Origin of the sequence: Bacillus sp. MUM 13, assembly GCF_001866725.1 — a bacterium.
Taxonomy (GTDB): Bacteria; Bacillota; Bacilli; order Bacillales; family DSM-1321; genus Peribacillus.
In genome coordinates this window covers 19,565-34,765 of record NZ_MLYQ01000042.1, presented here as the reverse complement: position 1 = coordinate 34,765, position 15,201 = coordinate 19,565, and the positions used below count along the sequence as shown (strand labels likewise).

Sequence of the window (15,201 nt, the reverse complement as noted above, 5' to 3'; positions counted from 1 at the left end):
TTTATGAAAGAGTATATATCAATTTCAGAAGCGGTTAATAAAACTGATAGTTTTATGGACATACAAAGTTTTAAAAGAGTTTTAGTAAAAGAAGGTATTAATATTGTACCTTTAAAAAGATACTATGAATATCAGTACCTTAAAATAGATGACATAAAAGAATATTTTGAAGACGTACGAATAAATGAAGTTTTGAAACAATTAGGAATAACTACTGTGAATTTCGACAAGGTAATCAAACAATTTGGTATTACAAAAGTATTTAGAGGGTCAAGGATTGGGTCAGTGATAAGTAAGAAGGATTGTGAATTTTTATTAGAATTGCAACAAAACATACTTAATGAATTATCATCTAAAACATACACATGGAATGAAGTACAAGAAGTTTATAAGCAAAAAATAAGTGGTAATAAAAAGCCACACGATGCGATAATGAAAAAGTTTGTATATGGAGTAGAAATTCATCCTATTGCACGAGTAGATAAATATAGGGGCAAGAATACATTATACAAAAAAATGGAATTTGATATTTACATTAGCGAGTTATGGATTGAAAAAGAAATAACAAGATTGTCTGATACTATCACTGACTATAATCTGCTATTCCACGAAACGAGTAAAGTTGATAATATTTGTTTTTCTGTTAATGTACCAATAACGCAGGAGATGTGGTTTCAATTTGTAGATTGGAAACTTAAAAATATGAACGCTAATCAGGAGTCATCTGTCAGCAGAGTAACAACATATAGGAATACAACAAAATTATTAGCTGATATCATAAAGACAAAAGAAATTCATGAGTTCTCGGAGCAAGAATTAAATTTTGGTATATTTAACGACAATTTACCATTTTCTTATCAGAAGGAAATTTATTCTTTCCTTTTCAATATTACAGATTCAGTTGAACAAAAGACAGGTAAAAAGTTATTTGATTTATCAAAGATAAATTTTGATACAAACAAATATGAAAAGCAGAAAAAAAAGGAAAAAGAAATTTATTCTGTTGAGGAATATTTATCTTTATACAATTATGTAAGTGACTATGAAATTCATAAAAAGTTAGCAGTAGAAGATGTTAATAAAGCATTAGAAAACAAAGAGAATTATAAGAAGTATGATTCTACGTGGTTATATGTATTACTACATATGAATAACGGTTGGAGAAATGGTGATGTGGTAAACTTTCCTCGTTTCCATTGTCCTATTTTTGATGAATTGCATTTAGATTATATAGAATCGTTAGAAGACCTGAGATTAACATACGAACAAGCAGAAAAAATCGTAAGATTTTATCAGATGCAATGGTTTGAACACACTAAAAACAAAGAAAAGGCGACTCTCTATTGTTCTAGTTTACTCATTTTGCCAATGGCTTACGCTATTATTATCTGTGAGTTTAGGTGTAGAAGGCTGCATCTTAATGAAGAGCTAAATCTTATTAATTTTTATACCAAAGGAAATAGAGTTTCTACCAATTCTTTTTCTATTTTCTTTAAAGATTATATTAAGGGCTTTAAATTTCAATCGAGAAAAATGAATAGAACTGTTCTAACTTATACAAGTTCAGTAATTGAATCTACTTTAAAAGGCGACCCTATATCAATCGCTCAACATTTAAGAGGCCATGTGAGCAGAGAAACTACTAATACTTATATTCAACTTCCGAAAGAACATTTAGATTTTATATCTGAACAACTTTTCGATACAGGGTATTTTGGATATATATATAAGCAAGTAACTCATTTATTAATAGGGGAATCCTTTACAAACAGGGTTGAACAAACTAGACAATCGATACAACTAAGGGAACTACTTGGAGACGTTGTGAAATTAGAGGATACAACAACTTTTTTAAAGCACTTATCACAAGAGAGAGAAGAGTTAGGTGAATACTTAGGGCAAATACCTCAAGATGAATTAAGAAGCAGATTAACACTAATAAACTTGGGGCTTTCTCCTGCAAAAGAACAAACATATCAATGTTTGTTCGCAAATTGTATTTCTAACCAAATAGAGTGTAGTAAATGTCCTTTTTCAATTCCGCATTTTTATTCACTTAGCATCATTTGTAAGAGAATAAAACGTACTCTTACCAGTTATAAAGCTATTGCAGACAAATCTGATATTCCAATAGGGGAAAAAAGTAAATTGTATAATTTATTGATTATTGATTATACGAGCGTTATGGAAGCTAAACAAAAATTTGGAGAAGAAATTATCGAATTGTTAATTGATAACGAACTAAGTGATTTTATAGAAGAGTTAGAGGAACTGCCAGACCCTGAAACAGACCTACTATACATAGATTGAAGGAGATAGGATAATGGCGACAGCCGAAAACGATATTATGGAGCAACTGATAGATAGTATTGAAGAATACAATTACAGTAGATACAATCTTCAAGATTCAATTGAAGAGGCTATAGAAATTCTTGAAAATGAAACAAATAGAAAAACACTAAGTCAATGTCGTTTTGAAGAAGACAAGTGGTATTTAGAAATACCTTTGAAAGCTAAAAGAAGGTCGATTGATTTTAACGATATTAAAGAAGTGGTTCAATTCAATGTGAATATCAACACAGAAGATTTTATTAACATAGTTAAATGTTGGACTGCATCTTTACTTGAACATGGTTATAATGCAGAAACTATTGGAACTATGGTAAATGAAGGTTTAAGGACTTTTATAATCTTAACAAAAGGATTTACGGAAACTAATGAAGAAGAACTGATAGAGGAAATAGTTAATTTATCAATTTTCAAGCAAAAGAATATTTGTAGTAGCACATTAAATTTCCTCGATTATTGCCCTTATCTTGGCGAAGAATATGCATCGTTATTATACTCAATCAAGCCGAATATTGAAGCTAAAGCAAGGTTACTACCACCATCTAAAGATATACTTATTTTCTCAAAGATTATAGAAGATTATTTTTCAAGAGAACTATCTGAATTAGAGTATAGAAAATGGTTTCCTGTCTGGCTGTGGTGGAACTTAACTACACTGATTCCTTTAAGACCAAGTGAATTTTGTACTATAGAGAGAGATTGTCTTATTAACAATGATGGTAACTTTTATATTAAGTTACCTAGACATAAACAGAGGTTTAATAACAAAAGACAGATTCAGATTATAGATGAAATAAATATTCCGGAAGAATTATACCGAAAGATAGAAGCGTATAAGCAGATAACAAAAACATTTGGTAGAACTGATACTTTGATTTCTTATTTGTCTATAACTAAGTGTGGTAATAAATTAAACCCATACATGTATTCACTTCCCGTTTTTAGAGACCATTTAAACGATTTCTATGAAGAAATAGTTTTTGGTGAATATAAAGTAACGGAAATTACACCATCGGGGGATCAATTGTTTATTACTAAACGATTACTCCCCGGTGATACCAGACATTTGGCTTTCATTAATTTGAATAGACAAGGGTATCATCCTGTTGAAATTGCAAGAATCGGTGGTCATAGTCATTTGCAATCCCAAAATCATTATTTTAATCACGTTCAAAATTTTGTAGACTTGGAGATTTTGGAATTAATTACAAATGTAGATCTGGGCGTTTATAAAAATAAGATAGCGGATTCAGAATCAAAGAATGACCAAATAATCAGCATGTCATTTATTGAAAAATACGTTTTAAGACCATCACATACTGATTTTAAAAGGAAAATGAGAGATGGTTACTGTACCGACCAACACCAGCGGTGTAAGGTTGAAGACTGTTGGGAATGTGATTCGTGGAGAATTTCAGAAGAAGAGTTTAAAGAGAAACAAGATGTATTAGCAAAAAAAATAAAAGATAGTGAATCTAAAATTAATGAAGTAATAGGCAATCTAAAGGATATATACAAGGGGATTTATACTAATGTTGGTAATGATGAATTTTACTCTGCAAATAACCTCGAAATTAGGAAAGAATTAATAAATAAATCTAAGCGAATAGATGATGCAATTAGAAAATATGTTAATCTCGCAAAAGTGAAAGAAAGGATTGAATAGATTGGAGACAAGGGGTAGAAAGCCCTCAATATATCCTCAAAAAGAGATTGATGATATTGTTTATCGCTTTACTCAAGAGGAAAAGGTGGCAGGTTGGATTAAGTATTCGGAAGTCTATCGTTTCGCCAAAAAACTATACGAAAACGAAAAAATTAAGTATAAGTTAAGTGAAGACTATTGGAGAAGAGAAGGTCGTCAAGGAAAAGAAACCATAGATAAAGCAAATAAATTATATGAAACCACGTTTATAAATAAAGAGAGTAAAGATATTGATGTTTATATAGATACCGAAGAATGTGTTAATAAGTTTTTTACTGGAAAAGCTTCAGATAAAAAGAAACTAATACAGGCTCTAAAAATAAATGAAAAGAAAGCAAGGAATTCAAATAAACTTTCGATGAAAATTGAAGATTTAAAACAGGGATTGTTTAATGAAAAGGAGAAAAGTAAGAAATTAGAGGCGTTAGTTGAACAACAACAAAGGATATTGTTTTCATGGTACAATGCCAGTCTTAAATCTGAAGTTCCTTTAATAAATTTAGTAACTACGGGAAAATCGAGACATCCAATGGTCGATTTGTTTTTTGAAACTGCATTTACTAACTCAATAGAAGGATATGAAAAGTTCGAAGAATATAGGGGAATTACTAAATATAATGATGAGATCAATGATAGTAATCAAAATGTAGTTGTTCCTATAAGAAAAAATAGACTTAAACAAATAACTGAGCAGTACGAGAATAAAAAATAGTATACTGTGTCTCGTGATAATAAAGTTGTTTAAATATTAAAGTCTTTTAAACGAAAACGTTAGTTGTTCTATCTTTTCATGAATAACTAATTGTGGAAGTAATGGATGTTTTGAAATGATTTTTATTATGTCAAGAGGCAGTATGGTTAAATATATTCTGTAACTCTGTAACTAAATTTAATTTTAGGAGGTGCGGTAGAATAAAGAAATTAACTATGGGTTGAATTAGATTGGTCTATGGAGGGACAGAATTGAATCTATTAAATCATTTTAAAATTAGTAAAAGGGAAAGTTGTCCTTGTGGTAGTAAAAAAATATATAATGACTGTTGTGAAAATAAAGAAATCTTACCAGCTAAAGTATCAAAAAAACCTCCAGAAGTACAATTAATGGAAATGATGCGAAAGTCTATGAAAAAATGCTGTATGCACCCTGACCAAGATAATTGCAAAGGTGATATTAAGGATGCTCATGCTTTGCAAAATAATAAAATAGTTTCTTTACTGGGAGGTAAAGATCGGCATGTTTACTTATTAGACCCTAAGAAAATTCCTTTGTTAGTTCCTCTTAAAAATGGCAAAAAAGAACTTATCGTTGAAGTAAGTAAAACAAGTGTTAAAAATGCAACAACTCAAACTTGCTTTTGTGACGTACATGATAATAAAGCTTTTTCAGTAATTGAAAAAGGAGCACCTGATTTTGATGAATCAAATGAGGTAATGAAATTTGTCTATGCCTATAAAGCTTTTATCTTTGAATATTATAAACAATGGATGGCTATGGATATTTTTAGAACAAGTTTTGCAAACCGCCCAGAGGTATTTAAAACATTTGAAATGGTAGGAATGTATAGAATGTTACAGCTCAAGATGAATGAATTTGAACCAATAAAAGAACATTTTGATAATGAAATTCTTACAGGGAAACATACTGGTATTAATACTAGTATTATCAAATTGCCCGAACAAATAAAATTTGCAAATTATGCTTATATTGCTCCAGATTACGATATGGATGGTCGAAGAATAAAACATACTGTAAAAGGAGTAATGCATCGGATTGCTGTAACAGTTTTTCCAGAAAAAACACAGTCGTACATTTTATTAAGTTGCTTAGAGAGTGAGAAAGCAATATATCAAAACTTATTTAATCAATTACAAAATTCATCGATAGATAAAATAAAGTTTTATTTGTCAATGTTCTTGCCGCTGTATTCGGAAAACATGGTATTAAGCCCGGACATATGGAATAACTGGGATGAAGAAGCTCAAATTGCTTATACCTTTTATGCCAATCTACAGGGAAATGACGCTATTGTTTATAGTAAAACCATTGGAATGGGTTTACAAAATGCTGCAAAAAGCACTAATTTTGATTATAGTAACAGAGGTAAACTAGATTTATTTGTATGAGAACGTAAGTTGTTGCACTTAAAGCTGGAACAGGGCGTGTGAAAGCCGAAGAAATTGATGCAGCGATTGGGAAGTATATTCACCCATCTTCTTTGCTGTGTACTGATGCTGCTACGAACTATAAAAAGTTCGCTAAAATCAAACAAAAGCAACGAGTGAAAAAAGGGATTTTTCACATCCAACACGTTAATAACTTTCATAGCCGATTAAAGACGTGGATTAGAAGGTTCCAAGGTGTTGCTACAAAGTACCTTGATAATTATCTCTATTGGTTTCGTTGGTTAGAAATAGATAAGCATTTAGCATTTGAAAAACAAGTAGAGCAAATGCTTATTTCAGCTTGCCGAAAATCAACTAACACAACAGTTCAATTACTTAGAACTGCCTAATAAGGGGGCGGCAATATAACGATGCGTGAGTTGCTTTTAGAGATTGATATATTTAGAAATTGGGCTAAAACAGCTGATAAATCCTTTGGCGAATGGGAAACTGAATATCTCCATTGGGACAGAATATATCACTATGTAAACCAACTAATAGAGGGTATTCCTGTTGAAGAATGGAGTTCAGACCTTATAAATGAGTTTCTATATATTTTAGCGAGAGACCACGAATGTGAAAACATTATTGAAACTTTGATAGACAATCCAATCCAACTATTATCCGTTGCCAAACATTCTTTACCTTTCCCAGACCACGATACAAGGTGGCAAATCGCTTACGGACTTGGAGAGATAGATGAAAATAACCAAGAAATACAAACTCTCCTGAACCAATTTTTACTTGATGAATTTGAATATGTAAGAAGAAGAGCTTCATTTGCCTATGAGAAAAAAGGGTTTTAAGAAACCCTTATCCAAAAGCAACAAAGTTTACGAAAACAGCGTACTAGAAAGACCACCCTTTTTGCCTTTGCGGAACTTTTGGGTGGTCTTCTTATTTAACTCAACGCTTGAAGAAGATTTTAAAAGAGGAGAGGAAATAATGAGTAACCATACAACAGACGAAATATTAAGTCGGCAGATTCCTATTGTTCGTGATTTTTTAATACACTATACAACATACAAAAAGTTAATTCGCAATAAACAGCATCTACCAAAATCACCTATTTTTGGAAATATACTATTGATGCACATCTTCTGAAATCTGTAAATTATTGGTGTATGGTATTCGGTGGTAACAATAATAATACTCATTATAAAAAGGTGGATTTAAAGGATGAATATGAATACGTACCATTTATTGATTACCTTTTGACAGCCTTAAAAATGACGTTGGAAGACTATCAAAACTACTGGCAAGAAGTAAAAGATTTCAGAGATAAATTTTCAGCTCATAGAGAAATTATGTTCAATGAACCTGTTCCGAATTTTGAAGTTGCTTATAAGGTTGTACTTTTTTATGTAGCATGGCTTGAAAAATATCTTGTGTTACCATCTTTGGAATTAATGTTGAATGAATATCGTGAAGAATTAAATGAAATGATAGAAAATTTCCATTAAGACTAGTTGAAAAACATTTATTCCATTTAAATTTTTATAAATATTACATACTTAATATGAGGTGATGTTTTTGGAGTTTCACAGTGAATATAGGGTTTGTTTTCCTGATGAGAAAATATTTATTTCAAGAGACCATAATTGGGCATTTTCAGCTTGGGAAGTAGGAAGAATCCGAAACTATATAAAACAAGGTGCTACAGTTGTACATATTGATGCACACTTAGATTATCTTGAACCATTCTGTGAAATTGAAAAAATAAAAACGGAGAACGAGGCAATAAATTTCGGAAGAAATTTAGGTATAGCTGAGTTCATTATTCCTGCACAAAAGAATGGTACTATAGGAAATGTCCTTATGGTGAGTAATGATAGGGTAGACATAGAAGAACAGGCAAGAGTTGAAAGAGCTTATACGCTAAATCATTATGAACATATATATAGAAGAAAGTGGTTCAATGATACAAACGAGCAAAGCGTTATTTTAGACCTTGATTTAGACTTCTTTAACTTCAACTATGACGATTGGGATTGTAATTCAGTTTTATTACCAGAACACTTAATAAGAAGAGAGTTAGAGTATATGAAGAAATATATGTGGGAATGGGATATGGTAACTGTCGCTTTATCCCCTGAATTTTGTGGTGGAGAAGAACAAAGTAAATATTTGTTTGGACTATTCCTTGATGTATTTAATTTGGATATTAAAAAGGCAATTCCTTGGTGAATAAATATATAAAGTCTAATAAATAACCATGAAAAAAATGATTATTTTTAAATAAGAATTTATTTCACCCAATATAACCTGTGTAGAAATTAATATAACCTATGATAGAAAAAGAAAAACTTAATTTCACCCAAATAAATATCTAATATAATATGATGAACCGCAGGCAGGAGAAGGTTCTGTGCCTATTGTTCTTCAGTCCAGCCATCAGGAGGCAGCACTGGTCCGGTTTCATGGAAGGAACGTTCACGGCTGGAACAAGCCGTCTTCAGGAAATTGGAGAGAGGTCCGCTATTTGTACCGCTATAATAAACAGGAGCTTCAGGAATGGGCAAGTAAAATTAAACTCCTGCAAAAGAATAGTAAGGATGTTTACGTGCTGTTCAATAACAATTCCGGCGGAGATGCTGCCGGCAATGCCAAAGAAATGATTGACCTTCTTGGCCTTACGTATATGGGGCTTGCTCCAAAACAGCTTGATTTGTTTTAACGGCAAGCAACTGAAAATAATGAATAGAACGGTTCTCTTTTCTGGAAACAGCCATGGTGGTATGATGGTAGCGTAGGCGGAGTTTTGCACACAGCCATAAAAGACATCTAAACATCGACATTTACTATCTGGCAGGAAATGGGGTAATTCATGTGTCAGAGAATATACATATTTATCATACAAATGATCTTCACAGCCATTTTGAAAACTGGCCCAGGATTGAATCATTTTTGAAGAAAAGAAAACAGCTTCACCATGATGCAGGAGAAGAGTGCCTGATCATGGATATTGGAGACCATGTGGACCGGTGGCATCCTTTCACGGAAGGCACAATGGGGAAGGGAAATGTAGAACTTTTAAATGAGGCAGGCTATCAATATGCCGCCATAGGGAACAACGAAGGTATCACACTTCCTCACAATGACCTGGACTCTTTGTACGAATCCGCTTCCTTTAAGGTGCTGGCTGCCAACATTTACGATAAAAACGGCGATCGGCCATCCTGGGCCAAACCTTATAGCATCCATACAACAAAAATGGGAACGAAAATTGCTTTAATCGGGCTGACAGCCTATTTCCAAAAATTCTATTCTGCATTGGGCTGGGATATCACCGACCCTTATGAGGAGTTAAAAAAACAGCTCGATGAAATAAAAGATAAAGCACATGTCATCGTATTGCTTTCACACCTAGGCATTCATGATGATGAAAGAATTGCAGAAGAGCATCCTGAAATCGACGTCATTTTAGGTGCTCATACCCATCATGTCCTTCATGAAGGGAAAATCATAAAAAATACCCTGCTATGCGGCGGCGGCAAATTCGGCTATTATGTTGGCCAGGCAGACTTGGCTGTTTCCGATGACCGCCGTGTGGTCCGCAAGACAGCACGGCTCTACGATACCAATACTTTGCCTGCCGATCTTTTGGAATCATCATATATTGAAGAAATTAATAAAAAAGGGGAAAGCCTGCTTCAGGAAAAGTGCGTAACACTGCCATATCCTTTAGAAAATAAATGGTTTGAAGCCTCTTCACTTTCGCTGATACTGTGTGAATCATTGAAGGAGTGGACAAAGGCGGATTGTGCTTTTATAAATGCAGGCCTGCTTTTGGACGGACTGCCTGCAGGAGATGTTACAAAAGGCGACATTCACCGGATTTGTCCGCACCCGATCAATCCCTGCATTGCAGAGCTGTCGGGCAGTGAATTGAAAGAAATTCTAATGCAGTCCATGAATGAAGAATGGCCGCATATACAGGTGAAAGGGTTCGGCTTCCGGGGCAAAATGATGGGAATCATGCTTTATGAAGGAATTGAATTCACTTCCCCTAAAGAAATCATGATTAATGGAGAGAAACTGAATCCAGCAGGCAGATACAGGCTGGCGCTTCCTGATATGTTTACGTTTGGTTATTTCTTTCCGCATTTAAAACGAACAGAGCATAAAGAGTATCTTCTGCCTGAATTTATGAGAGATATCCTTGAATGGAAATTGAAAAAAATGTTTCCCTTAACATAAATCATCAGCAATACTGCTTCCTTTCTTCATAAATATAGAAGAAAGGAGTGGATGGAAATGATAAGCATGTCACCAATACTTATTGACGGCAAGACATTCCTGGCCATCACTGTTGAATTGCCAAAGACCACTCTGCTTGCGGTTACTGCAGAAAAGGGATACATTATGTGCGGTGCACTTGATGTGGGGCTGCTCAATAGAAAACTTAAGGGCAGGGGAATTATTGCTGCAAGGGCTGTAGGGGTCAAAACCATTGATGAACTCCTTTCCGCCCCTTTGGAATCCGTCACTGAAGAAGCGGAAAAAATCGGCGTGACAAAAGGAATGACGGGTAGATCTGCTATGCTGAAAATGTTTGATATATAGCGAAATTCCAGCCTGGTCCATTCATGGTACCAGGCTGCTTTTGTCCCTTCCGGCTGCAGCTCTAGCGTTTGTCAGTTTATCCTTTTAATGGGTCTGCCAGCAATTAAGAGAAGGGCCGGGTTTCTCCTTAATCAGGCGCTTGCAGTTCTTTTACAGCAGCTATTACTTCAATAATTTACAAAGCTGCCGATATTAACATTAAAAGGAAAGCTAACATCTTAAAATTTTCCTCTTAGATGATGAATGAACAGGAGCTATAATATGAGGCTGGTGACAATAGACTCGGTTAAGCCTGGGGATAAGCTGGGGAGAAATATTTATAACGATAACGGAAATATCCTGCTGGCAGCCGGGAAGGAGCTGTCAGAAAAGCTGATAAACCGTTTGGTGCAGCTTGATATCCCTTTCGCTTACATAGAAGATGAACAAACAAAGCATATCAAGCCAGGAACTTCAATCCCTGAACAGCTAAGAAGAGAAGCCGCTGATACAATCAAGAAAATACTTAATGACATAAAGCATGAAAATTCCGTATCTGCCTCATTTATTGTTGAGAAGGCTGTAAGGAAATTCAGCGGGCTAATACGGTCCATTATAGGCGAAATTAAGGGTAATAAAGAATTGCTCTCGCTTTTAGCTGACGTTTATACATATGATAACTATATTTTCACTCATTCACTAAATGTGACTCTATACACCTTGGCAATCGGAATAGAATTAAAGCTGGACCAAAGACAAGCCGAGATCCTGGGTCTCGGTGCTATTTTGCATGATGTCGGAAAAATGCTTGTACCCACTCAGGTGTTAATGAAAGAAGGGCGGCTGACTGAAGAAGAATTCCAAATGATAAAAAAGCACTCAGAATTTGGTTTTCATCTGCTGAAAGGGATTCATACTCTTCCTCTGCTTGTTGCACATTGTGCCTATCAGCATCATGAACGCCTTGATGGATCAGGCTATCCGAGGGGCCTTGTCAGTGATGAAATTCATCAATTTGGGAAAATCATTGCGGTAGCAGATGTGTTTGATGCAGTTACATCAAACCGGGTATACAGGAAGGCAATGCTTCCGCATGAAGGTCTGGAGATTTTATATGCAGGCTCCGGCTCACAATTTGACCCGAATGTCATTGAGGCATTCAGAAAGGCCGTCGCCATTTACCCTACAGGTCTGACAGTTGAATTAAGTGATGGAAGAAAAGGGGTAGTTTCTGCACAGAATATCGGGATGAGCGAAAGGCCAAAGATTTTTATCCTGGAACAAGAAGGCAGGAAGCTTGATAACGCCTATGAAATAAATTTGCAGACAGAAACGTCACTGATGATCGTACAGTGCATGCCGGAATAAAAAAAGCTTAAACCGCGGGAGCACCCCGGGTTTAAGCTTTTTATTTTTTTTCTTCTGTTCCTGGCTGGATGATTGCAGGAGCAGGCATATTTCCGTAATAGTTTGGGACCTTTCCGGGGTAGAGGTAATCTCCAATTTTCACTTCATGCTTGACTTGTGTTTCTGCAGTAAGCGAAGGAATCACGACTTTTACGTTCACAGTAAAATTAATAAAAAGTTCTATGTAGCTGCTGTTTATTCCTGTATCTGTAACCTTGAGCCTTTCTGTTGAATCAACATCACCCACCAGTGACATCTTGACAGGCACTTTGGGACCCAGATTTGCCAAAAGCGCATTTCCGGTCACCACACCCAGAGGTATATAATAAACAATGGATTTAAACTGATCTTTTGTATTTTGGGATTTCGTAAATGGATTTTCTTCATTCAGGCCCAGCTTCTTTTGAATATCCTTTATCGTATCTGCGCGGATGCTGCTGTAATACTTCGGATTAAACCGGATGGTGCCACTTCCGTTTTTATCGTAAAGAACAACTTCCTCTTTATCGAGCTGCTTTAAAATGTTTTTATCAACAGAATCATTGATTACTTCGGAAGCCACTCTTTTAATTTCATTTTTTGCTATGTCCATGATGACGGGTTCAATGGACTTATTTACGATCCAGAGGGAAACCAGGCTGGTACTGGAAAAAAAGATAAAGGTGATTAAAATAACGTATCTGGTCGGCAGCGGCCCATTTGAAAAACCAGGCTTTAGCCGGAATCTTTTTCGGAACATGATACAGCCCCCTTTGTACTATACCTATGCTCACCGCTCTCTGAATCTTCCTGGTATCTGATAAAAGGATAAAAAAGGGGGCACGAGGGCCCCTTTTGAATCAGTACCATATTTATTTTGGCTTAGCCAAATCCCGTCTTTCCCACATTTTTAAATATGGGTAAGGATCGAAGCTCCATTCCAGGTAACCGTTATCCTTGTACATCCCGTAATGCAGATGAGGAGGGAATTTGCCTGATGTGCCTGGAGGGCCATACCCTGAGCTGCCTACTCCCCCGAGAAGCAGGCCTGGTGAAACGACCTGGCCAGCCTTTAAATCTTTGGCAAAGCCATTTAAATGCGCAAAATAGTGGTAGGAATTGTTGATATCCCTGATGCCGATCCGCCATCCTCCATATTTATTCCAGCCTTTCATTTCAATGATCCCGTAGCAGGTGGAGCGGACAGGAAGACCGTAATCAGCAAAAATGTCTGTTCCTTCATGAATACGCCGGCCGCCCCATCCCCTGGCAGAACCCCATGTGCTATGGTAGGTGTAATGGGTGCGGACAGGAACCGGAAATACTTTTTCCTGAAGGTCGATCCTTCCGAAGGTCTTGAAAATTTTGGCGTTTCCCATAATGATCCCGACTGCTTTATCCCGCTTATAATAATTCCAAAGGGCAATCCTTATGTTATCATCATCTGTTCCGTATGATAGCAGCACTCTTGAGAAAGCAAATAGTATATCCTCATCGCTATGGATATCAGCCTTTCCGTCCCCATTTCCATCGGCTCCTAATCCATGAAAGAAATTGATGGTGAGCGGATTGTCATCCACAGCTTTTGGATTCAGCGGCCCGTTCCAGCGTACAGGGTTAATATCTATGCTGATTGAGCCTTTCGCAGGTTCAGGATCTCTTCTTGAATTTCTTAAATTTTGTTCATATTGATCTGCTGCAGCCAAGTAGTACCAAGGTACCTGAAGGGCTGCCTCCATATTTTTATACAATTCCATTCTTCGTTTTGCGGTGTCAGAAGCAGCAGGCGCTGCCTGTGCATGCTCCATTTTGGACAAGGGCATGCCCGTTAAAGTCAGGAATAAAATGATGCATCCTATAAAAATCCTTCTAAAAAGCATCCCCGTTCTCCCTTCTTGATTTCATACTTATAGTTTGCTGAAGTTTTTCTGAAATATTGAAATTAAATACTGGAAATATCCCCTGAAACTTGTCGGAATGATTAATTTTTGATAAAGTTGCATGGTAACAAGTTAAAGATTTCCCAAAAATTTTCTAAGAAATAGATTGGAGCGGATCTTCATGACTACCAAAGAAGAGCACATCCGGAAACCGGAATGGCTTAAAATTAAATTAAATACAAATGAGAACTATACCGGTCTAAAAAAAATGATGCGCGAAAAAAATTTACATACAGTGTGCGAAGAAGCAAAATGCCCCAATATACATGAGTGCTGGGCTGTAAGAAGAACGGCCACTTTCATGATACTTGGTGATATTTGTACAAGGGCATGCCGTTTTTGTGCTGTCAAAACTGGCCTCCCGACTGAACTTGATCTTGCTGAGCCGGAACGCGTAGCGGATTCCGTATTCGCAATGAACCTGAAGCATGCCGTTATCACAGCTGTTGCCCGTGATGATCTAAAGGATGGCGGTTCTGCTGTATTTGCTGAGACAGTAAGAGCAATACGCCGGAAAAACCCATTTACTTCCATTGAGGTCCTTCCTTCAGATATGGGCGGTGTTTACGAAAATATTAAAACTCTTATGGATGCAAAGCCAGATATATTGAACCACAATATTGAAACCGTTCGCAGTTTGTCTGACCGCGTCCGTGCCAGAGCAAAATATGACCGTTCCCTCGAGCTTCTGCAAAGAGCCAAAGATCTGTATCCGGAAATACCGACTAAATCAAGCCTTATGGTTGGTCTTGGAGAAACGAAAGAGGAAATTATTGAAACGATGGACGATCTGCGGGCACATAACGTCGATATCATGACGATTGGGCAATATTTGCAGCCATCAAGAAAGCATTTAAAGGTGATGAAATATTATACGCCTGAAGAATTTGCGGAATTGAAGGAAATTGCTCTTAAAAAAGGATTCAGCCATTGTGAGGCTGGTCCGATGGTCCGTTCATCTTATCATGCTGATGAACAGGTGAATGCAGCTGCAAAGCAAATGCATATAAAAGGCGAAGAAGTGCTTGAAGCGAAATAAACACGAGGGAAAAGTGCCGAAAGCCGGCACTTTTTTTCTTGTGATTTGTCTGCCCGCTGCTCCAGCCTTTAGTT

The 15,201-nt window shown here is 36.0% G+C and carries 13 protein-coding genes and 2 pseudogenes; 13 read left to right on the top strand and 2 right to left on the bottom strand.

The window, feature by feature from the left end; translation table 11 throughout:
* From BIV59_RS23680 to BIV59_RS12800, 12 genes and pseudogenes are all read left to right on the top strand, one after another.
* Positions 1 to 2,310, top strand: a 2,310-nt coding sequence (locus BIV59_RS23680) for a hypothetical protein (protein WP_170846150.1), incomplete at its 5' end; no start/stop codon positions are given.
* A 13-nt stretch (positions 2,311 to 2,323) separates the two neighbouring features.
* Positions 2,324 to 4,015, top strand: a complete 1,692-nt coding sequence (locus BIV59_RS12855; protein WP_071351896.1) for a site-specific integrase — start codon at positions 2,324 to 2,326, stop codon at positions 4,013 to 4,015.
* A gap of 1 nt (position 4,016) precedes the next feature.
* Positions 4,017 to 4,766 carry a hypothetical protein gene (locus tag BIV59_RS12850; protein WP_071351895.1) on the top strand — a complete coding sequence of 250 codons (750 nt, stop codon included), beginning with the start codon at positions 4,017 to 4,019 and terminating at the stop codon, positions 4,764 to 4,766.
* 251 nt (positions 4,767 to 5,017) lie between these two features.
* The gene (locus BIV59_RS12845; RefSeq protein ID WP_071351894.1) at positions 5,018 to 6,178 is read left to right on the top strand and encodes a zinc chelation protein SecC; all 1,161 of its coding nucleotides are present in this window, start codon (positions 5,018 to 5,020) and stop codon (positions 6,176 to 6,178) included.
* Positions 6,179 to 6,186: 8 nt separating this feature from the next.
* A pseudogene (locus tag BIV59_RS12840) lies at positions 6,187 to 6,567 on the top strand (IS1595 family transposase); the annotation flags it as partial.
* Positions 6,568 to 6,588: 21 nt separating this feature from the next.
* The gene (locus BIV59_RS12835) at positions 6,589 to 7,023 is read left to right on the top strand and encodes a hypothetical protein (protein ID WP_071351893.1); all 435 of its coding nucleotides are present in this window, start codon (positions 6,589 to 6,591) and stop codon (positions 7,021 to 7,023) included.
* A gap of 318 nt (positions 7,024 to 7,341) precedes the next feature.
* Positions 7,342 to 7,680: a hypothetical protein gene (locus BIV59_RS12825; protein WP_071351891.1), complete on the top strand. Its 339-nt coding sequence runs from the start codon at positions 7,342 to 7,344 to the stop codon at positions 7,678 to 7,680.
* 70 nt (positions 7,681 to 7,750) lie between these two features.
* A complete protein-coding gene (locus BIV59_RS12820) occupies positions 7,751 to 8,404 on the top strand; it encodes a peptide arginase family protein (RefSeq protein ID WP_240501899.1) in 654 nt (217 codons plus the stop codon).
* Between the two features lie 154 nt (positions 8,405 to 8,558).
* A pseudogene (locus tag BIV59_RS12815) lies at positions 8,559 to 8,894 on the top strand (DUF72 domain-containing protein); the annotation flags it as partial.
* 152 nt (positions 8,895 to 9,046) lie between these two features.
* Entirely contained in the window at positions 9,047 to 10,417 is a 1,371-nt protein-coding gene (locus BIV59_RS12810; protein WP_071351889.1) for a bifunctional metallophosphatase/5'-nucleotidase, read from the top strand.
* A 57-nt stretch (positions 10,418 to 10,474) separates the two neighbouring features.
* Positions 10,475 to 10,783, top strand: a complete 309-nt coding sequence (locus tag BIV59_RS12805; protein ID WP_071351888.1) for a YunC family protein — start codon at positions 10,475 to 10,477, stop codon at positions 10,781 to 10,783.
* Positions 10,784 to 11,044: 261 nt separating this feature from the next.
* The gene (locus BIV59_RS12800) at positions 11,045 to 12,130 is read left to right on the top strand and encodes an HD-GYP domain-containing protein (RefSeq protein WP_071351887.1); all 1,086 of its coding nucleotides are present in this window, start codon (positions 11,045 to 11,047) and stop codon (positions 12,128 to 12,130) included.
* Positions 12,131 to 12,170: 40 nt separating this feature from the next.
* On the opposite strand, the gene yunB is transcribed toward BIV59_RS12800, so the two are convergent.
* Together yunB and BIV59_RS12790 are read right to left on the bottom strand one after the other, a co-directional pair.
* Positions 12,171 to 12,908 (bottom strand): sporulation protein YunB, encoded by a 738-nt coding sequence (yunB, locus tag BIV59_RS12795; protein WP_071351886.1) that lies wholly within the window; start codon positions 12,906 to 12,908, stop codon positions 12,171 to 12,173.
* Between the two features lie 112 nt (positions 12,909 to 13,020).
* Positions 13,021 to 14,028: a M23 family metallopeptidase gene (locus tag BIV59_RS12790; protein WP_083392161.1), complete on the bottom strand. Its 1,008-nt coding sequence runs from the start codon at positions 14,026 to 14,028 to the stop codon at positions 13,021 to 13,023.
* A 181-nt stretch (positions 14,029 to 14,209) separates the two neighbouring features.
* Here BIV59_RS12790 and lipA point away from each other — a divergent pair, with 181 nt between their 5' ends.
* Positions 14,210 to 15,127 (top strand): lipoyl synthase, encoded by a 918-nt coding sequence (gene lipA, locus BIV59_RS12785; RefSeq protein ID WP_071351885.1) that lies wholly within the window; start codon positions 14,210 to 14,212, stop codon positions 15,125 to 15,127.
* The last annotated feature ends 74 nt before the right edge of the window (positions 15,128 to 15,201 follow it).

Coding starts and splice junctions, on each gene's coding strand:
- BIV59_RS12855 (WP_071351896.1), top strand. CDS start 2,324: ATGGCGACAGCCGAAAACGATATTATGGAGCAACTGATAGATAGTATT.
- BIV59_RS12835 (WP_071351893.1), top strand. CDS start 6,589: ATGCGTGAGTTGCTTTTAGAGATTGATATATTTAGAAATTGGGCTAAA.
- BIV59_RS12825 (WP_071351891.1), top strand. CDS start 7,342: ATGGTATTCGGTGGTAACAATAATAATACTCATTATAAAAAGGTGGAT.
- BIV59_RS12805 (WP_071351888.1), top strand. CDS start 10,475: ATGATAAGCATGTCACCAATACTTATTGACGGCAAGACATTCCTGGCC.
- BIV59_RS12800 (WP_071351887.1), top strand. CDS start 11,045: ATGAGGCTGGTGACAATAGACTCGGTTAAGCCTGGGGATAAGCTGGGG.
- yunB (WP_071351886.1), bottom strand. CDS start 12,908: ATGTTCCGAAAAAGATTCCGGCTAAAGCCTGGTTTTTCAAATGGGCCG.
- BIV59_RS12790 (WP_083392161.1), bottom strand. CDS start 14,028: ATGCTTTTTAGAAGGATTTTTATAGGATGCATCATTTTATTCCTGACT.
- lipA (WP_071351885.1), top strand. CDS start 14,210: ATGACTACCAAAGAAGAGCACATCCGGAAACCGGAATGGCTTAAAATT.